Origin of the sequence: Gluconacetobacter dulcium, from assembly GCF_014174165.1 — a bacterium.
GTDB classification, from domain to species: domain Bacteria; phylum Pseudomonadota; class Alphaproteobacteria; order Acetobacterales; family Acetobacteraceae; genus Gluconacetobacter; species Gluconacetobacter dulcium.
Genome location: NZ_JABEQN010000006.1, coordinates 42722 through 62076 on the forward strand (window position 1 = coordinate 42722; position 19355 = coordinate 62076).

At 65.9% G+C, this 19355-nt stretch carries 16 protein-coding genes; 5 read left to right on the forward strand and 11 right to left on the reverse strand.

What is annotated here, in order from left to right:
• The first annotated feature begins 17 nt into the window (after positions 1-17).
• The 4 genes from recN to HLH25_RS06610 all read left to right on the forward strand — a co-directional run bounded on the left by recN (position 18) and on the right by HLH25_RS06610 (position 6558).
• The gene (gene recN / locus HLH25_RS06595; RefSeq protein WP_182973326.1) at positions 18-1727 is read left to right on the forward strand and encodes a DNA repair protein RecN; all 1710 of its coding nucleotides are present in this window, start codon (positions 18-20) and stop codon (positions 1725-1727) included.
• A gap of 8 nt (positions 1728-1735) precedes the next feature.
• Entirely contained in the window at positions 1736-3889 is a 2154-nt protein-coding gene (gene ligA / locus HLH25_RS06600; RefSeq protein ID WP_182973327.1) for an NAD-dependent DNA ligase LigA, read from the forward strand.
• A 137-nt stretch (positions 3890-4026) separates the two neighbouring features.
• On the forward strand, positions 4027-5349 hold the full coding sequence (locus tag HLH25_RS06605) for a pepsin/retropepsin-like aspartic protease family protein (RefSeq protein ID WP_182973328.1): 1323 nt from the start codon (positions 4027-4029) through the stop codon (positions 5347-5349).
• A 78-nt stretch (positions 5350-5427) separates the two neighbouring features.
• Complete coding sequence (locus HLH25_RS06610; protein ID WP_182973329.1) at positions 5428-6558, forward strand: Gfo/Idh/MocA family protein; 1131 nt, start codon at positions 5428-5430, stop codon at positions 6556-6558.
• Between the two features lie 464 nt (positions 6559-7022).
• On the opposite strand, the gene cas2 is transcribed toward HLH25_RS06610, so the two are convergent.
• The 8 genes from cas2 to HLH25_RS06655 form a co-directional block, all read right to left on the reverse strand.
• The gene (gene cas2 / locus HLH25_RS06615; RefSeq protein ID WP_182973330.1) at positions 7023-7313 is read right to left on the reverse strand and encodes a CRISPR-associated endonuclease Cas2; all 291 of its coding nucleotides are present in this window, start codon (positions 7311-7313) and stop codon (positions 7023-7025) included.
• A 3-nt stretch (positions 7314-7316) separates the two neighbouring features.
• Positions 7317-7733 carry a hypothetical protein gene (locus tag HLH25_RS20850; RefSeq protein WP_456305501.1) on the reverse strand — a complete coding sequence of 139 codons (417 nt, stop codon included), beginning with the start codon at positions 7731-7733 and terminating at the stop codon, positions 7317-7319.
• A gap of 67 nt (positions 7734-7800) precedes the next feature.
• Positions 7801-8709 carry a type I-C CRISPR-associated protein Cas7/Csd2 gene (gene cas7c / locus HLH25_RS06630; RefSeq protein ID WP_182973331.1) on the reverse strand — a complete coding sequence of 303 codons (909 nt, stop codon included), beginning with the start codon at positions 8707-8709 and terminating at the stop codon, positions 7801-7803.
• Complete coding sequence (gene cas8c, locus HLH25_RS06635) at positions 8706-10496, reverse strand: type I-C CRISPR-associated protein Cas8c/Csd1 (protein WP_182973332.1); 1791 nt, start codon at positions 10494-10496, stop codon at positions 8706-8708. The genes cas7c and cas8c overlap by 4 nt, the downstream gene beginning before the upstream one ends.
• Positions 10493-11164 (reverse strand): type I-C CRISPR-associated protein Cas5c, encoded by a 672-nt coding sequence (gene cas5c, locus HLH25_RS06640; protein WP_182973333.1) that lies wholly within the window; start codon positions 11162-11164, stop codon positions 10493-10495. The genes cas8c and cas5c overlap by 4 nt, the downstream gene beginning before the upstream one ends.
• Before the next feature lie 138 nt (positions 11165-11302).
• Complete coding sequence (locus HLH25_RS06645) at positions 11303-13630, reverse strand: CRISPR-associated endonuclease Cas3'' (RefSeq protein ID WP_182973334.1); 2328 nt, start codon at positions 13628-13630, stop codon at positions 11303-11305.
• Positions 13631-13650: 20 nt separating this feature from the next.
• Positions 13651-14532, reverse strand: a complete 882-nt coding sequence (locus HLH25_RS06650; RefSeq protein ID WP_182973335.1) for an alpha/beta hydrolase family protein — start codon at positions 14530-14532, stop codon at positions 13651-13653.
• A gap of 37 nt (positions 14533-14569) precedes the next feature.
• Positions 14570-16186, reverse strand: coding sequence for a GH39 family glycosyl hydrolase (locus HLH25_RS06655; protein ID WP_182973336.1), 1617 nt, complete (start codon positions 16184-16186; stop codon positions 14570-14572).
• A 237-nt stretch (positions 16187-16423) separates the two neighbouring features.
• Between HLH25_RS06655 and HLH25_RS06660 the strand changes: the two genes are divergently transcribed.
• Positions 16424-17770: a hemolysin family protein gene (locus tag HLH25_RS06660; protein ID WP_114727546.1), complete on the forward strand. Its 1347-nt coding sequence runs from the start codon at positions 16424-16426 to the stop codon at positions 17768-17770.
• Here the strand turns inward: HLH25_RS06660 and HLH25_RS20490 are convergent.
• Genes HLH25_RS20490 through HLH25_RS06675 form a run of 3 tightly spaced genes read right to left on the reverse strand, consistent with a single transcriptional unit; the run spans position 17761 to position 19342 of the window.
• On the reverse strand, positions 17761-18387 hold the full coding sequence (locus tag HLH25_RS20490) for a glutathione S-transferase family protein (protein ID WP_182973337.1): 627 nt from the start codon (positions 18385-18387) through the stop codon (positions 17761-17763). The two genes, HLH25_RS06660 and HLH25_RS20490, sit on opposite strands and share 10 nt — an antisense overlap.
• The gene (locus HLH25_RS06670; RefSeq protein ID WP_182973338.1) at positions 18384-19067 is read right to left on the reverse strand and encodes a Rieske (2Fe-2S) protein; all 684 of its coding nucleotides are present in this window, start codon (positions 19065-19067) and stop codon (positions 18384-18386) included. Before HLH25_RS06670 ends, HLH25_RS20490 begins: the two co-directional genes overlap by 4 nt.
• On the reverse strand, positions 19064-19342 hold the full coding sequence (locus HLH25_RS06675; RefSeq protein WP_182973339.1) for a hypothetical protein: 279 nt from the start codon (positions 19340-19342) through the stop codon (positions 19064-19066). The genes HLH25_RS06670 and HLH25_RS06675 overlap by 4 nt, the downstream gene beginning before the upstream one ends.
• Positions 19343-19355: the final 13 nt, after the last annotated feature.

Below are 19355 nucleotides of genomic sequence, written 5' to 3' on the forward strand. Positions count from 1 at the left end.
CCATACGGGGCAACCCGATGCTGACCCATCTCTCGATCCGCGATGTCGTACTGATCGAACGGCTGGACCTGCCGTTCGCCCCCGGCCTCACCGTGCTGACGGGCGAGACCGGGGCCGGCAAGTCGATCCTGCTCGACAGCCTGGGCCTGACGCTGGGCGAACGCGCCAGCGCCGGGCTGGTGCGGGCCGGCGCCGAGCAGGCCAGCGTCACCGCCTGTTTCGAACTGGCGGCCGACCACCCGCTCCCCGCCCAACTGGCCGAACAGGGAATCGTCATCGACGACCCGCGCGAACCGCTGGTCGTCCGCCGCATCGTCACCGTGGACGGCCGGTCGCGCGCCTATATCAACGACCAGCCGGTGGGCGTGAGCCTGCTGCGCCGCGCGGCCTCCCTGCTGGTCGAAATCCAGGGCCAGCACGAACAGATGGGCCTGGCCGACCAGGGCACTCACCTCGACCTGCTCGATTCCTTCGGCGTCCCCGCCGCCCTGCGGGCCGACACCGCCACGGCCTACCGCGCGTGGATGGCCGCCACGGCCGAACTCGCCGCCGCCCGCGCCACGATGGAAAGTGCCGCGCGCGAAGAAGAATGGCTGCGCCAGTCGGTCGAAGACCTCTCCACCCTCGCCCCGCAGGAGGACGAGGAAACCCAGCTGGCCGGCATGCGCCAGAGCCTGCAACAGGGCGAACGGCGCGGCGAGGCCATCGCCGCCGCCCTGTCCGAACTCTCGCCGCGCGACCGCCGCTCCTCCGGCCCCGCCGCCGCATTGCGCGGCGCCAGCCGCACCCTGCAACGCCTGCTCCCCGCCCCCGGCGACACCAGCGCGCCCGACGGCGCCGACCGCCTGGCGCACGAGGCCCTGGCCGCGCTCGAACGCGCAGAGGAAGCCCTGGGCGAGGCCGAAACCCTGCTCTCCCGCCTCGCCGCCGAGGCCGATTCCGACCCCCGCCTGCTGGAACAGACCGAGGAACGCCTGTTCGCCCTGCGCGCGGCCGCCCGCAAGCACGGCGTCTCGGTGCCCGAACTGCCGGGCCTACTCACGGCGCTGGGCGACCGGCTGGCGGCGCTGGATTCCGGCAATGTCCGCATCGGCGCGCTGGAACAACTGGTCCGCGAACGCCGCGCCCGCTTCGAGGACGCCGCCGGCCTGCTCTCGGCAGCGCGCGAAAAGACCGCCCGCCGGCTGGAATCCGCCGTCACCGCCGAACTCAAACCCCTGCGGCTGGAACGCGCCCGCTTCTTCGTCACCCTCCCCGCCCTGCCACCCGAAGCCTGGAACGCGCGCGGACGCGAACAGGCCGCCTTCCAGATCGCCGCCAACCCCGGCCAGCCCCCCGGCCCGTTGGCCAAGGTCGCATCAGGCGGCGAACTGTCGCGCCTGATGCTGGCCCTGAAAGTCGTACTGGCCGGCCGCTCCGCCGTCCCCACGCTTGTCTTCGACGAAGTCGATTCCGGCGTCGGCGGCGCCACCGCGTCGGCCATTGGCGAGCGCCTGTCGCGTGTGGGGCAGGATGTCCAGGTGCTGGTCGTCACCCACAGCCCGCAGGTCGCGGCGCGCGGCAACGCCCATCTGCGCATCAGCAAATCGGTCGCCAAGGGCCGAACCGAAACAAGGGCCGAACCGTTATCGACCGAGCAACGCCGCGAGGAAATCGCCCGCATGCTGGCCGGCGACACCATCACCGAGGCCGCGCGGGCGGCGGCCGACAGCCTCCTGCAAGGGTAATTGCCCCCATGTCCCCCGCTCCCGGCGCCGACACCCCCGATCCCGCCACGCCCGATTCCGCCACGCCCGATTCTGCGGCACTCGACCCCAAGGACCTGACAGCAGCCCAGGCCGCCGCCGAACTGGAACGCCTGGCCCACCTGCTCCCCAGGCTCGACCGCGCCTATTACGAACACGACGCCCCGGCGGTCACCGACGCCGAATATGATGCGCTGCGCCGCCGCAACCTCGCGATCGAAGAACGCTTCCCCAGACTGCGCCGCCCCGACAGCCCCTCGCTGCATGTCGGCGTCACCCCCGCCCCCACCTTCAGCCGGCACCGCCACCTGGTGCCGATGCTGTCGCTGGACAATGCGTTCGACCGCGAGGAATTCGAATCCTTCGTGACCCGCGCAGCCCGTTTCCTCGGCCTGGACGAGGACAGGACGCGCGCCCTGCGCTTCGTCGCCGAGCCCAAGATCGACGGCCTGTCGATCAGCCTCACCTACGAACATGGCCGCTTCGTGCGCGGCGCCACACGCGGCGACGGCACCGAGGGCGAGGACGTGACCGCCAACCTGCGCACGCTGAAGGATCTGCCCCACACCCTCAAGGGCCCGGCCCCCGCCCTGATCGAAATCCGGGGCGAAGTCTTCCTCTCCAAACCCGCCTTCCTGGCGATCAACGAGGCCCAGGCCAGCGCGGGCCAGAAACTGTTCGCCAACCCGCGCAACGCGGCAGCCGGCTCGCTGCGCCAGCTCGACCCCACCATCACCGCCCGCCGCCCGCTCTCGCTGTTCGCCTACGCCCAGGGCTTCTCGTCGGAGCGCGTGGCCGATACGCACGCCCGGTATCTCGACCGGCTCCGCGACTGGGGCTTCACGGTCAACCCGCTGTCGAAGATCGTCGAAAGCGCCACCGAGGCCGAAGCCTTCATGGACGACATCGCCCGCGAACGCTCGGGCCTGGAATACGACATCGACGGCGTGGTCTATAAAATCGACGATCTCGCCTTGCAGGATCGCCTGGGCTTCGTCGGCCGCGCCCCCCGCTGGGCCATCGCGTGGAAATTCCCCGCCGAACAGGCCATCACCCGCCTCACCCATATCGACATCCAGGTAGGCCGCACCGGCGCCCTCACCCCGGTCGCGATCCTGGAGCCGGTGAATGTCGGCGGCGTCATCGTCACCCGCGCGACGCTGCATAACGAAGACGAAATCGAGCGCAAGGATGTCCGCGCGGGCGACCTGGTGCAGATCCAGCGCGCGGGCGACGTCATCCCGCAGATCCTCGGCGTGGTCCCGCGCAAGGAAGGCGACCCGCCGCGCGGCGCCCCCTTCGCCTTCCCCCACACCTGCCCCATCTGCCACGCCCATGCCGAGCGCCCGCCCGGCGAGGTCGTGTGGCGCTGCACCGGCGGCCTCACCTGCCCGGCGCAGGTGGTGGAACGGCTGATCCATTTCGTCTCCCGCGACGCCTTCGACATCGACGGCCTGGGCGAACGCACGATCACCGAATTCCACGCGGACGGCCTTCTGAAAACCCCCGCCGACATCTTCCGTCTTCCGAACCACGAGGAAGATATCGCCCGGCGCGAAGGCTGGGGCGCGCTGTCCGCCCGCAACCTCACGGCCGCGATCCGCGCCCGCCAGACCATCCCGCTGGCCCGCTTCATCTACGCGCTGGGCATCCGCCGCATCGGTTCCAGCAACGCCCGCCTGCTGGCCCGCCATTACGGCTCTTATGCCAACTGGCGCGCGCAGATGCTGGCCGCCACCACCATCGGCTCCGACGCCCGCCTCGCGCTGGGCTCGATCACCGGCATCGGCGGCGCGATCGCCGACGAACTCGCATCGTTCTTCCTGGAATCCCACAACCTCGCCACCCTCGACGATCTCACGGCCATGCTCACGACGATCGAGGACGAGGAGCCGCAGAGCGAAGGCACCCTGTCGGGCAAGACCATCGTCTTCACCGGCACGCTGACGACCATGACCCGCCCGGAGGCCAAGGCCATCGCCGAACGCCTCGGCGCCCGCGTCACCGACAGCGTCTCGAAGAAGACCGACCTCGTCGTCCTGGGTACCGACGCCGGCTCCAAGGCCCGCAAAGCCGCCGAACTCGGCCTTGATACGCTCGACGAACCCGGCTGGCGCGAACTGGCGGGGTTGCCGCCGGCCTGAAAATCTCCGTGCGATGAAGGCATGTTCGCCGCCATCGCCGCACCATGACGAGGGTCCGGCTCAAGATGCATCTTTCGCGCGATAAGCTTTCAGGTGCGGCCGCGTTTTGCGCGCTGATGGCCATGGCCCCCTGTGCGATGGCGACCTCCGCCAGCCAGGCTCCCGTGCAGGCGTTCGACCCCGACCTGATCCAGCACGATCCCAATGGCAAAGCCTATATTTCCATTCGCGACAGTTACGGCATCCTCACGGCCATGGAACATGGCGACCCCGCGCAACTCCATGCCATCCATGACGGGCTCGGCAAGCGCATCCCGGCCGCATCCGCCTCGTATGTCGTCATGGCAGGATTGTGCGATGCCGCCCTCGCACGGGTGCAGGGCGACCTGACGGGCTCCGACGCTTTCCTCGACCGAGCCAGGAAAGCGGCCGGGCCATTGGGCGATCCGGCCCGCAGCATCAATCCCCTGGATCTGCTGTTCGAGACGGTGCGTGTCGGCAACCTGATGCTCGAAGGCCGCACCCAGGACTGGGCGCGGGCGCACGACCGGCTCGTGCAGGTCTATTTCGCGCCGATCCGCCAGTTCTACCGTCTGCCGGACCTCGAATTCCGCAATATCGACCCCCTCACCCTATCGGTCCCGGCCGACACGATCCCGCAACCATCGGTTTCCGGCCCCGAAAGCGAACATGTGGATTTCGAAGCGTCCCATGTCCGCATCGGCGGCCGCAGCCTCCCCCTCGCACAGGGTCCGATCACACTCGGCGACATCCGGACCCAGGCCATCTTCGATACCGGGTCGTTCCTTGGGTCCATCCCCGCCGCCATGGCCCGCCAGCAGCATTTCACGGTCGTCGGCCATATCGGGCAGCAGAGTGACGGATCGACCCGCACCCGCACGGCGGAGATCGTCCTCGTCCCCGCCCTGACAATCGGACGAACGACGCTCACCAACCAGATGATGACGATCAGCCAGGCCAGCACCGTCATTGTCGGCATGCAGCAATTGTCGCAACTCCGTCACGTCGTGTTCTCGGAACATGCACTGCATTTCGGGCGCGGCACACCACTCGCCTGCACCGACAGAATGACGCTGCGATCCATGCGAAACGGCATGACCATGTCGCTCCTGCTCCCGGTCTCCCATGACGGGACGGAGGGACATGCGCTGGTCGATACGGGCGACAATACGCTGGAAGTCCTGACCGTGCGCCTGCGCAGCTTCCCGGCGGCACTGACGGGGCACCTCCAGTCCGAGGAGGTCGAGACCATGCAGGGCCGCTTTGTGCAGCATATCGCCATCCGGCCGCAAACCCTCCGCATCGGGGCGGTTTCGCACGAGGCGGATGTCAAATACGAACTGGGCGACTGGTCCATGCCGCCGGCCATCACGTTCGGGGCCTTCCGATACGGCGCGTTGCAGTTCGACCGCACGGAAGGCGTCGCCTGTTTCAGATAGCGCCTCTTCCAACGGGCTGGCACGCTGCTCCCGAACAGACCGGGCCGCCGGAACCCCAGCAAGCCGAACGGGAACATCATGACCAACATCGCTTTCGTCGGGACAGGGTACGTCGCCGACTATTACATGGCCACCTTGCAGAACTATCCCGAACTCTGCCTGAAAGGCGCATGGGACCATGACCCGCAAAGGTTACGCCAGTTCTGCACCTTCTACACGGTCGCGCCCTACGCGGGACTGGACGCGCTGCTGGGTGACGAGACGATCGATATCGTCGTCAACCTGACGACGCCCGAAAGTCATTTCGCCGTCAACATGGCCGCGCTGAACGCCGGCAAGCATGTCTACTGCGAAAAACCCATGGCCATGTCCGTGGAAGAGGCTGAAACATTGGCCCTCCTGGCCGAACAGAAAAACCGCCTCCTTTGCGGGGCTCCCGCCAACGGCCTGAGCGACGCCTTCATGCTGGTCCGCGACCTGATGGAAAAGGGAGAGATCGGGCGTCCCAACCTGGTCTATGCGGAAATGGACGATGGCCCGGTCTTTCGCGACGACTGGCGGCGGTGGCGCAACCGGTCGGGCGCACCATGGCCCGGCCTGCATGAATTCGAGGTCGGATGCACGCTCGAACATGCGGGCTACGCGCTAAGCTGGCTGTATGGGCTTTTCGGCCCGATCACGCATGTCGCGGCATCATCCGCCCTGACTTTCCGTGACAAGGGCGTGGGCGAGCACCCGCTGGGGCCGGATTTTTCCGTCGGCTGCCTGACTTTCCGCTCGGGCGTGGTCGCGCGCCTCACAAGTGGCCTGGCCGCCCCGCGGGATCGCTCCCTGACAATCCTCGGGGAACAGGGCAGCCTGATCGTGCGCGATCTGTGGGACAACCGCTCGGCCATCAACCTGCAACGCAACTATCGCCGCTCCCTGCTGGACACTCTGACCGACGGGCTGGAAAGCCGGCTGGGCCGCAAACTGCCGATCCGCTTCTATCGCGGACACAGCATCGGTTACCCCAAGGGCAAACAGGCCATGCGGGTTCCGTCCTACCCTTCCAAGATCGACTTCGCACGCGGCATCCAGGCCCAGGCGGAGGGCATCCGGTCAGGCCACCCTCCCCTGTTCTCAGGACGGGTCTCCCTGCACCTGACGGAAGTCATCCTGGCCCTCAGCAGCGGGCTGCATGATCACACCGTCAAGAACCAGCCCTGACGCTTCAGCCCGCTCCCTTTCAGGCCGGGAGCCGGGCACGCACCAGATCACGTTTCGATCCACGCCCCCGCGTGAGGGGCGACCCGGCATTCTTGCCCAACTGCTGGATGCCGATCTGGTTTCGATCCACGCCCCCGCGTGAGGGGCGACGCCGGCACCTGGTTGTAGACGTTGACGGCCCCGACGTTTCGATCCACGCCCCCGCGTAAGGGGCGACGTCCGAACACCATCCTGCCGCTCCTCAATGCCTGGTTTCGATCCACGCCCCCGCGTGAGGGCGACCCCGCGCAGCGTTACATCATGATAAAAAACATGAAAATGGGCGATCAGCGCGAATGCAGGCTCTCCCAGTGCCACCACCGGCGAAAGCATTCCCCCTTGGAAGATTAAAGCACAAAAAATCAATATGTTAGACACATCGCGAACCAACCGTCATTTTATCAACAGCTATCGGTTCGCGGGAATCAAAATAAAAGCGGGCCATCCAGATTGAGCACGGGCTTTGCCCCGATATGCTCCACCCGGCGCTTCCCCGATGCACCCAACTGGTAAAAACGCAAACTATCCTTGCTCGGATCGATTTCCGCGACCAGGCTCGCTTTCAGCATGGCCCAACGTGCCGGATCAACTTCACACTCGAACACCGAGTTCTGCACGCGCTGTCCAAAATCCAGGCAAGCCTTCGCGATCCGACGAAGCCGGCCTCGCCCGGCCGTATCCTGCGTATTCACATCATAGGTTATCAACACCAGCATCGCTCACTTCCAGACAAAAGCGGGATAGCCATCCAGGTCGCCGCGCAGATGGCGCGCAAGCAATTGCGCTTGCACATGGACGACAAGACCGAAAGACAGGCTTTCACCCAGAAAAGGGTGGCGCAGTTCCTCCTTTTTGCGCTCCTGCCACGCCACCAGCACCGCCTTGCCCGCCACGCCCAGCGCCAGCGAACGGATCACCATCCCCCGCACGGTCCGCACTCCGGCCCGCCGATCCGGCCGCCCGGAATCCACCCGCTCATGCATCAGCCGCCCCTCAGCCGTCGCACCATCTTCAGCCCAGACCCGCTCCACATGGATCAACGCACATTGCCGAGGGCAGAAAAGATAATGCTGCAACGCCGACAAAGGCACGAGCGCATCCTCAGCAGCGGGGTCGGGCGGACGGCCCCCTACCATCTCATTTCCCCCGATGGCCACCGACCGCTTCGTGCCAGTCTCGCGCCAACCGAGACCCGCCTTTTTCCTATCGTTCGATAATCTCCACGCCCGCAGGCAGGTTTTCGCGATCGATCGACACCTGATAATCCGCCCATTGCCGCGCCGCCGGCCAATTGTCGGTCGCCGGGCTGCCGACCGGCTGCACCGAACCCTGATGCACCCGCTGCACGCTCACCCGGTCGAACAGGCTTTGCGCCCGAGCATTCCCCAACGCGCTGGCATGGCGGAACAGGATCAGCGTGCGCGTCGCCATCTCGCCCCGCGCGGCGGACCGGTCATGGTCGAACATCTGCTCCAGCGCCCGCCACAGCAATGCCAGATCGTCTTCCGAAAAGCCGGTACCCTTCACAGGGTGCGATGCCAGCGGCGCCGAAACGAAGCCATGCACCCGATACAACCCGTAGGGCACGATATGCTTGCGCCCCATGGTACGCCCGCCTTGCTCCTCGGTCGTCGCCGCCATACGGGTAATGGAAATCTCCAGCGGCAGGATCGGTTCCACCGAACGGGCGAACGAGAACTGCACCGGCCCCCGGACCTGCCCGGCATTCACACCGGTCGTCATCACGGCCCCGAACGTCCGGATGTCCCAGAAATTCGCGCACATCCACGCGGTCAGTGCCCGCGCCTTGGCCTCGTCCTTCGGCAGCTTCTTCATCTCGTCGGCCTTGGTGACATCGGGCATGATCGCCTTCCAGGCTTCGGCATGCTCTTTGTTCAGCGTCGCGCCCTCGGACATATAAATTTTATGATCCGAAGCCAGGGCAACGAAATTGCGCACCTTGCGCTTCAACGCCACGTCCGACACCAGCCCCTGATTGGTTTCGGGGTCGAGACGCGGCATGTTGCCCGCGTCAGGGTCGCCGTTGGGGTTGCCATCGGTCACGTCGAAGAACAGGACGAATTCATGACGGTTGGTAACAGGCGTGCTCATTGATCGCTTCCCTCGTCGTCCTCAATCGTAGCGGCCACGTCGGGCCGGCCTTTGAACTGCTCTTTGCGCTGGTGGTAATACCCCACGACAAAACGCCCCTGTTCGATCAGCGGCAGTGATCGCGGCAGGTCCGGCGGCAACCGGTCCAGAATGTCGGCTATGTCGCGCTCCACCCAATCGCCTTTGCCGTCCTTGCGCAAACGGGCCAGATGGTTCTGCACCCCGCGCAGCAGCAGCGGAAAGACGGTCGCCGGCGTGGCCGAGGCCGCACCGAAATAGCGATCCCTGATCGTGGCGTTGACCTTGCCCAGGGCCATGCGCTGCGCGGCTTCCAGCACCGCGAACAGCCGCCCCAATTGATAGGCCCTGTTAGGCTCGTCCGGTGCCAGGCTCACGGGCACATCCTCCTTTTTGCGGTCTTTGCGATGGTCGCGTCTCAACACGGCGCGAATGACGGCGACATGCCAGCCGGAAAGCGGGTCGTCCCCGGCACGCAGGCGGATCATCACCGCCGCCAGCAGGCTTTGCGGATAGCGCCCACCGGTCAGCACCGCCCGCATCACCTCACCCGCCAACTGAGGCGGAATATTCTTCGCGTCCTGAAGCAGGGCCGTGGTCCGGACCAGCAGGCGAAACACCGAGGGCGCGCCACCCCAATGGAAGGGCCGTGGTTCGATATGCAAATCCTGGTAATGCGCGGCCAGATTCCCGGCGAATTCGCTGAACGCTCCCGTCAGCCAGAAGCGCACCGACAGCCGCGCCGCATTGGGCGACAGTCCCAGCACGAAAAAGCGCGTGCCCGGCAGAATGTCGGGGCGCAGGTCCGCAAGCGGCCGTCCCTGCGCGATGGCGTCCATGTCACGCCCGATCTTCACCTCTTCTTCAGCGTCGGTTGGCGGGTCGTTCACCCCGGCAAACCAGCTTTCCGCCGCGTCGGCCGCCTCGGCATGGCTTCCCTCCGCATCGCTGGCATCGGCCCAGAACACCACCGTCGCATCCCCGATCGGCCGGCGAACCCGATTAGGCCCGTCGCGGGCCAGCAGATGGTTCAGCGCCGCCCCATACCGAAAGGCCGCCACCTCACTGGTCGGCGCATTCGCCCCCTGCTCCTTGCCCAGCGAAGTAAAGGCATCGAGATTGAACGAAACCAGCGCCGCACCTGCCGTCTGGGCACCTTCCACGCCCTTGATGCTCGGATGCAGGCGCGCAATCGGCGCCTGCTCGCCGGTAATCAGGCAGAAAGCCGTCTCACCCCCACCATCTGCTTCGCCCTTCTCGACCAACGCACGCGCCGCAGGCCGCTGATGAATAAAGAGCCGTTCGCCCGCCAACCGGAACATGACGTTCGCATCCAGCATTTCGGGCCTGAATCGCGTCTCGTCATCAAAATGCTCGGGTCGCCAGCGTTCCAGAAACCGCAATAGCGCCAGCAGCCCTTCGTCCGTCTGCCCCGTCAGGCGCAGCCGGTGGAATGCGACGAATCTGGCGTGCTCTTCGGCCGTGCGTTTTCCCGCCCCCGCCGTCCGCCCCAGAACATAGGCCGTCTTGTCCCACAGGAAATTCGGCGCGATTCCCACGGTCCGCTTGACGGCCGCCGGCACCTGATAAAGCACGGCCTTCGGCTTCCTGCCGCGCGTATCGTGCAGATCGATGACATCGACCAGTCCGCCGTCGGCACCGATCTCAATGCACCAGCCAAATTTTTCCGAACTCCATCCCGGCGATGCAACCGCGCCGCGCTCGGCCAGACGATGATAATACCCTTCCAGCGCCTGAAGGATCGTCATCGCGCCGCCCCGCGCGCCAGGCAGGCATTCACGTCGATCACGCCATCTTCCATCACCGCACGATAGAAGCGCGATGCCCTGTCATGGGCAAAATCGATATCGTGCAGCATCCAGCCGAAATCGACCGTGCGCTTGTCCGCCGCCAGTTCGCATACCGGAAACGCTTCATCATCCGTCACCAGCGCGAATTCCGCATCGAACTCCCGCGTGCCAAGGCAAGGACGATGGAAACACTGCCCCTGCGCGGCCCGGCGGTTGAACATCGAAGCATGTTTGGCCGCACTGTCCTCCGGCCCCGCTTTCGCGGTCAGGGTAAAATGCGCCTCGATCACATAGCCCACATCCACCAGCGCCAGCGTGGCACGCTGCTGGCGGTTTTCGTCCACGACGATGCCCACCCCCTGGGTCGTGCCACGCTTCATGGCGCTGGCCGCATTCGCGGCACTGGCCTTTGCTCCGACTTCGTTGCGGCGTATCGACTGAAAACGGATCGGCTTCAGCACATGGATCCGGTCGATATGCCAACATATCGCCGGCTTCCAATGAATGGCTTCCAGGATACCGCGTGCCGCCGAAGGGGTTATCACATCATAACTGACACGTTCGACCTTGAGTTCCGGCCGTGTAAAACAGGCCCTCTCCCCCCAGACATGCAATCGGATGCTCATACTGCTCCTCAACCTGAACGGGTCCGACACCACGCGCATCCAGCATGGTATCCGTTCGATACAATGATGAGCATTTATTATGTCCAGGCGCAATCACGCCCAAGAACATTGACAATCGTCCCACCGACCACGTCTCCGTTACTGGAAAATATTATCCTCTCCAGCCCGCCATGAGGGGTCGTCCAAGCGCAATCCCGACTGTTCGTCATAAAGCGAGCGATTTTCCAGAACGGCAAACCGATCGCCATAAACATCCGGACGGATGCACTGCACCGCCCGTGCCCCGATCATGGCAAGACGCACGCGGGAAGGGACCGGCACGACATAACGCTGCAACCGGCGTACCACTGCCCGCGGAGGAAACGGTGCCCCGCGCAGAACCGCTATGGCCTCAGCGGCCTCGTCATCGAACGGCACGATCACCGGGTCCATGGCCTGATCGATCATGCGAAAGGCACGCGCGATATCGGCAAAAGGCCACGCCAGCCCCCTCAGGGTATCGGCCAACGCCTTCAATATGGGGTAATCGCGCCCTTCCAGGGTGGCCGCGTCCAGCGCCGCCTCTCCCTTCCGCCAATAGAGTTCGCGATAATATTCCCGCACCGCATCCAACCCCAGCGGGTCGGCCCTCTCCTGCCGCAACACCGTGCGGGCCGGGCCATAAAATGCATTGATGGCATCGGGAATCGGATGCTCCGCAGACTCGAACAACACCACCCGGCCGAATGCCTCTCCCAACGGCCCCAACTCGCCACTTCTGTTGCAGCGCCCCGCCGCCTGCGCCAGACTTGGCAACCCGGCCGCCGCACGCCACACCTCGGGAAAGCTGATATCGACTCCGGCCTCGATCAGGCTGGTCGCAACCAGCCGCACGCCCCTTCCGTGCGCCAGATCCCCACGTATCTTTTCCAGAACGTCCTGGCGATGACGGGCGCACATCAATGTCGTCAGATGCACCGCGCCGTCCTGTCCTTCCTCGCGCAGGCGCGAGAACAACAGCCGCGCATGGTTACGACTATTGACGATGCACAGCATCTGTTCGCGTTTCGCAAAATGCGTGACAAGCTCGGCATCCGTGACGGCATCGCGTCGCCACTCCACCGTCACCCGCCGCAAGCGTTCGTATAATCGCGCGGGGTCGGGCGCCAGTTCGCGGTCTTCAGGAATCACCAGCCCGTCCGGCGTCTTGTCCACCCCCTTGAACATCGCCGCATCGTCCCGCCGCAAGGCAGGCTGCGTCGCCGTGCAGAGAATCACGCTGGCACCGTAATTTTTCGCCAGTTCCTCGATCGCCGCAAGGCAGGGGCGTAGAAGATGCACCGGAATCGACTGCGCCTCGTCAAGGACGATAACGCTTTTCGCAAGGTTATGCAGCTTGCGTGCCCTGCCGGTCCGCGCGGCGAACAGACTTTCAAAAAACTGGACCGCCGTAGTGACGACCACGGGAGCATCCCAGTTCTCGGCCGAACGGCGCAACTTTTCCAGCCCGCTCGCCCCTTCATGCTCGCTGTCATCGCTCGCCGGCCGCCGCTGGTCCCAGTCGAAACTGGCATGATGTTCCAGCACGGCATCGCCCAACCCCACATCATCCCGAAACACCGAAGCCGTCTGTTCGATAATCGAGGTAAAAGGAATGACATAGACAATCCGCCGCAGGCCATGGACGGCGGCATGTTCCATGGCAAAGCTGAGCGAGGTCAGCGTCTTGCCCCCACCGGTCGGCACCGTCAGCGTAAACAGACCCGGCTCCAGCCCCGCCCTGGCATTCGCATGGTCGAGAATGCGCGAACGCAGGCGGTTGACATCCGTATCGTCACGGCGATGCCGCGCCAGGAACGCACGCGTTGTTTGAACATGATCCGGCAAGAGCCGACCACCGCGCTCAGGCGGATCGCCCCCTTCCGCTGCGCTGTAGAACGCCTCCGTTTCCAGAAAATCGGCATCGACCAGGCACGAAAACAGCATTCGCGCCAGAAAAGGCAACGAAAATGCCGCATCGATATCATTGCGGCGGGGCGGCCTCATGCTTTGCTGGAGGTCTTTCGGCACCCCCCCGGTACAGGTCTGCCATCCGTCATGCTGCTCCACGGTCTTGCCCAGGCGGGATGTCAGGCTACCGCCCTCATGGCCGTCGCCATTCATCAATCCGCCATGATGCCCGGCAATGCCGAAACTCAATAATCGGCCGACCAGCCGCCCATAAATCTCCACAGCCCTTTGCGCGCCGGCCGTGCTGTGATCCGGCCCCTTCGTTCCCTTTCCATCAACCGGACGACGAATATATTCCTGATAAGAGACCGAGCATTTTCCGATATCGTGCAGCAACCCCATCGCCAGGGCGAGTTGCGCCGCCCCGAAAGGGGCCGCATGGATCGCGGCCCGTGCGCCCACATTCTTCAGATGACACGCCAATCGTTCCCAATCGTCTTCGCCCCGGTCATCGAGCGAATGCGCGTAAATCACCACAACCGCCTCCCGGCATCAGATCACCGCCCGAACTGCGCCAGCCACGTCACCAACCTGCCGGCCAGAGCAATCCGCGCATCGGAAAAAACATGGTCGGTCTCGAACGTCTCGGCATCCAGGTGCCGGGCACCGGCCTCCCGTGCCCGCCGCGCGGCCGCCTCGGCCATCGTCCCGAACCCCCGTGTCGTCCCGATCAACGCCAGCGGCCGCCCCGCCAGCGCCGGCATGGCGGCGACCAGGTCCAGCGACCGGCCGGCATGCGCCGTCTCGGTCATGATCGCCTCCTCGCTGGTCCCGGCCAGCGGCGGCATGTCGCCGCGCACCTCGTCCAGCAGAAACGCCGCCCGCTTCTTCGGATCGACAAACCCGCGCCCGATGGCGGCAAAATCCGCCGGATCGATCAGAAAGACCCCGATCACACCCGCATCATCCGCACCGACCCGCGCCGCCACCATGCCGCCCATGCTATGTCCGGCCACCGCGATACGGGACGGATCGATCCCGAACCGGGCCACCACGTCCGGCCGGCGCAGATAAGCCAGCGCAGTCGCCCCATCCTGCAAGCAATTGGCGAACGAAAAACGGCCCGGGCTTCCCCACGAACCACGATAATGGAATGTCAGCACATTCCACCCCGCCCGCCGCGCCGCCTGCGCCAGATCGAGATTCTGCTCGTTCCCCGGAAAACCATGAAGCAGCAGAAGCGTCGGATGCGGCCCCACCCCGGCCGCGCGATACATCACGGCATTCAGCGCGCCATCCTGCGCGGGGATCACAAACGCCGCCATCGCCGCCGGATGCAGCCTGTCAGCCGGCGGATCGGCAATCACCGCCACCGGAGGCGGTGCCCCCAATGCGGCCACGGGAACGCTCAGGAAAAGCGGAAAAAGAAAAGAACGCATCGACACCATCCTGTCTCACGGCACCAGCACCATGTCATCAGGGCGAACCCGGCACCACCAACAAAGCCAGACTTTCAGGCGGCAGCCTGATGTCACACCGGTTCGCCCGCGCACAAACCGCCGGCTGCGGCGCGGGCAGTCGGGCGGCGGCAATCAACGCCGCGGCCTGCTGGCGCGTAGGCGAAACCGGCCGCCCCATGGCTGCGAACAACGCGGCAGGCGTACCATGGCTGCGATCGATCACGACCACCGTCGCCCCTTTGACCGACCCCACACCCTTGAAGGCCAGGTGCCGCTCCCGCCCTCGCTCCCGATCGCCGTTCCACAGCGCGACAGCAATCGCCCCGTCCTCCCGGCGCGTCGCAAGAATATCGTCACTCCCCGACCCGGTCGGCAACCGCCGCGCTCCCAGACGATGCAGCAGCGCAAAGGCATTGAACGCCGGCTTGGCAATGCCATGGGTCGTCAACAGGCCATATGCACCCGGCAACTCGTTGGCGATCACCCCCTGTTCCTCGAAATCGTCCGAGAACGTCCAGTAGGACATGATCGGCGCCAGCCCGTCGCAATCATGCACCGTCTGCGCAATCCACGGCGCGATCCATGGACGGTCCGCACTGCCATTATGAATATCCCAATCCGCCCCGAATTCGGTGATATACAGCGGCAGGTCCCGACGCCCCGACCGATCGATCACCTGCCGCGCCGTCCGCGTCGCGTCGCAGACAATGTTCCCCGTATTGTCCGGCGATTTCGGCAACCGGAGCAGATCGGGCGGATCGTTGGCATAGATATGCGTCGAGACGAAATCGACCGGCACATGTTCGCGCATCACATGCTCGACGAAATCCCCGACCCAGTGAATGGCCCCCGTCGCAGGCCCACCGACCCGCAACGCCGGATCGACCGCCTTGATGGTCCGGGCGGTATTGTCATAAAGCGCGAAATAGCTCGCCATCCGGGGCTGCCCCACCCAGGTTGCCTGATCGGGCTCGTTCCAGACTTCGAAAGGCCATTGCCGAACTTCCTCCGCCCCGTAACGCTGTTCCAGATGCTCCACGAAGGCGCGGATCAGCGCGTTCCAGTCCGCCATATGCGCCGGAGGCGTCACATTGGCCCGATACCACAGCGTCCCGCCGCTATAGTCCGTAATGGGTTTCGCCGGATCGCCCGCCTTCCCCGTCACCAGCGGCTCCAGCCCCCCGTCGCGACGCAGCACGTCGCTGCCGATGGCGCTGGGCATGAACGAAAGCTCGACCAGCGGCCGGATATGATGCGCCAGCAGGCCGTCATACACGGCATCGACCTTGCGGAAATTGTAATGCATATGGCCCGCACCGTCCGGTGCCATGATGGCCATCGTGTCGTCGAAGATGCCGTGGAACCGCACATACCGAAAGCCGGTCGCCTCCCGCGTCCGGTCCGCATTCCGCAGATAGCTCTCCGTCAGCGCCATGTCGGCACGATCCGAACCGAACGCCTGCTCCCAGCTATGGCGGAACGGCGTTCCGCCCGCGGACGCATCGACCTCGATCGAAGACACGGCATCGGGCGCCCCGGCCCAGGCGGCCCCCGCCACACCGCAGGCCATCAGGCCGATCACCGCCGAACAGACCCGAACAATCCGAACCGCCACCACCCGCGTCATCAACATCGACACTCCAAGTTGAGGAAGCGCGACAGCATCGCAGTGAACGCCGACTTGTCAAATTCGTGATCTTCACCCCGCAAATACCCCCCAATATTCATCCGACTGGCCGAAAGGGGCGCGGCTGCGCTAGATTACCCACCTCATGACCCATCCCGCCCAGGGCCACACGGCCCCCATCCGCCGTCCCGCAGCCCTCCCCGCACCCTGCCCCGCCCTCGCCGCGCGGACGGAGGCACGGCCATGATGCTGCTGGCCGGACTGGTCGCGGTCGTCATCCTGATCGGGTTCAGCATCCTGATCGCCCTGTCCGAGATCTCGTTCGCGGCGGCGCGCGAAGTGCGGCTGCGCACGCGGGCCGAGGCCGGCGACAGCCGGGCGGTCAATTTCCTCCGCCTGCGCCGCAACAGCGGCCAGGTGGTCACGGTGCTCCAGATCTGCCTCAACGCCGTCGGCGTGCTGGGCGGCGTGATCAGCAGCGACATGGTCACCCCGCCGCTGGCCGACATCCTGCGCCATGCCGGGCTGGAAGAGGCTGTCGCCGGCCATGTCGCCTCCACCCTGTCGTTCGTGCTGATCACGGGCCTGTTCGTGCTGTTCGCCGACCTGCTGCCCAAGCGCATCGCCATGAACGCGCCCGACCGCGTGGCGCTCAGCATCGGCTGGTTCCCCGCCATCGCGCTGAAGGTGCTGTACCCGTTCGTCTGGATCTTCTCCAAGATGTCGGATGTCATCCTACGCGCACTCAAAATCCCCGCCGCCTCGGCCGTCGAGCCGGTCACACCGGAAGATTTGCGCGCCATCCTCGCCGCCGGCACCGCCTCGGGCGTCCTGCTGGAGCAGGAACACCAGATGATCCAGAACGTCCTCGGCCTGCAGGACCGTTCGGTCACCTCGGCCATGACCCCGCGCGACGAGATCGTGTTCCTCGACATGCAGGAAAGTGCGGAAAGCCAGCGCGACAAGGTGCGGGCCAAGCCCTATTCCCGCTACCCGCTCTGCAATGGCGGGTTGGACAACGTCATCGGCTCGATCCGCGCCGAGGACGTGCTGGCCGCCGTGGTGGAAAAGCCCGAGGACGTGGACCCCACGGCGACGATCCTGCCGGTGGCCAAGCAGATCACCCGCATGCGGCGCGACGTGCTCTCGCTCCCCGACACGCTCAACCTGTGGGATACGCTGGCCCAGTTCGACACCCACGGCGCCGGCTTCGCCCTGATCGTCAACGAATACGGCCTGGTCGTCGGCCTGATCACCTTCAAGGACATCATGGGCGCGCTGATGGACGGCCTGGCCAACCCGTTCGAGGAACAGGCCATCGTCCGCCGCGACGAGAATTCCTGGCTGATCGACGGCGCCGCCCCGATCGGCGACGTGATCCGCGAACTCGGCGTCCCCGACCTGCCCGACAGCCACAATTTCGATACGATCGGCGGCTTCGTCATGCACCGCCTCCGCCGCATGGCGCGCAAGGCCGACAAGGTCGAAGCCGCCAATTTCCTGTTCGAGGTCGTGGACGTCGAAGGCTTCCGCATCAACCAGCTCCTGGTCACGCGCCGCCCCCGCCGCCCGGAAACCGATCAGCCGTAATCGGGAATACCGGGCATGGTCACGAAACCCGGCAGCGCCCGCACCGCCCGCACCCAGCGCCGCAGCGCCGGATAGGCGGAATGCTCCTCCCCCCAGTCGCGACACAGCGCAACGGTGGGGAACAATGCGATATCGGCCACCGTCGGCCCCTCACCCACCACCCACTGTCCCCCATCCAGCCACCGATGGGCCAGATGGTCTTCCACGATCCGCAACGCCGCCACCGCCGCCCGCCGCCGGGCGGACTGTTCGTCTCCCACCCCTGCGAACAGACTGGCCCGCCGCATCAGCAACGCCGCGCGCAACGGCCCACCGGCAAACTGCACCCAGTGGACAACCCGCGCAAAATCCGCGGCCCCCTCAGGCAACCATTCCGCCCGTCCATGCGCCAGCGCCAGCAACACGGCCTGCGCACCACAGACCGCCTGCCCGTCCATGCGCAGCACCGGCAACACCCCGGCCGGCGAAACCGCGCGAAAAGCCGCGCTGTCCTGCTCGCCACCGGGCACGACATCGACCACCACTCGGCGCGCCTCCACCCCCAGCAGGGACAGAAACAGCCGGACCCGATAGCAATCCTCGTCCAGTTCGTCGTCGTACAGCACCAGCGCGCTCATGCCACGGCTCCCGCCAGAAAGACCTGCCCGGCCCGCTCCTCCGCCCGCGCCCGCACATCCTGCCCCCAATCGGCCAGATCATGCAGACGCGCCACCTCCGCCAGTTCCGCCGCCAACAGGTGCAGCATGCACGCGCCCTCGCCAACCGGCAGCAGCGCCGCCAGCACCCGGCCGTCCACATCACGGTCCAGCACGGCAGCCAGTTCTCCCTCCGGCAGCCCGATCGCACCTGCCACACCCTGCCACGGCGCCTCGATCCGCAGCGACCGCACCGGCACCCAGGACACGGCAGCCAGCGCCGGATCATCCTCCGGCAACGCCCCGCCTTCATCAGCAGCGGCGGCCCAGATCAGCCCCCAACGCTCCGCAACCCGCAGCGGCGCCGCCCGGATCGTCCCCGGAGGCGACAGGTCGGGATGCGCCGGAATATGCACGCAACGCCCATCCGCCCCGAAGCGCCAGCCATGATACAGGCAGGCGAGCGCCCCCTCACGCACGAACCCCAGGCTCAACCGCATCCCCCGATGCGGGCACCGATCGTCCCACACATGCGCCTGCCCCTGCCCGTCGCGCCACACCGCCAGGTCGCGCCCCAGCATGGTGCTGCCGGCCGTCGTGTCGGGCGCCAGATCCGCCGACAACATCAGCGGATACCATCCGCCCTCACCCGTCACGCTCATACTCCGTCTCCCCCCTGAACCCCATCATCCCCCGCCACCGGCAGGCAGCGCACCACCGGCACCAGGCACTCCGCCGGCCCCAGACGGCACGCCATCTCGAAAGCGCCGACCAGCGGCTCCGGCCCCGCCACGTCGAACACCACCCGCGCCGGCCCGGTCTCCACCACCACGCACGCCAGCGCCATCAGCGCCGCGCGCTCATGGGCAAAGCCCACGATGGCCGCCACCGCGGCGCATCCATCCAGTTCCAGGCGCATCCGCTCCCACCGGCTCATGCCACCCCCGTTC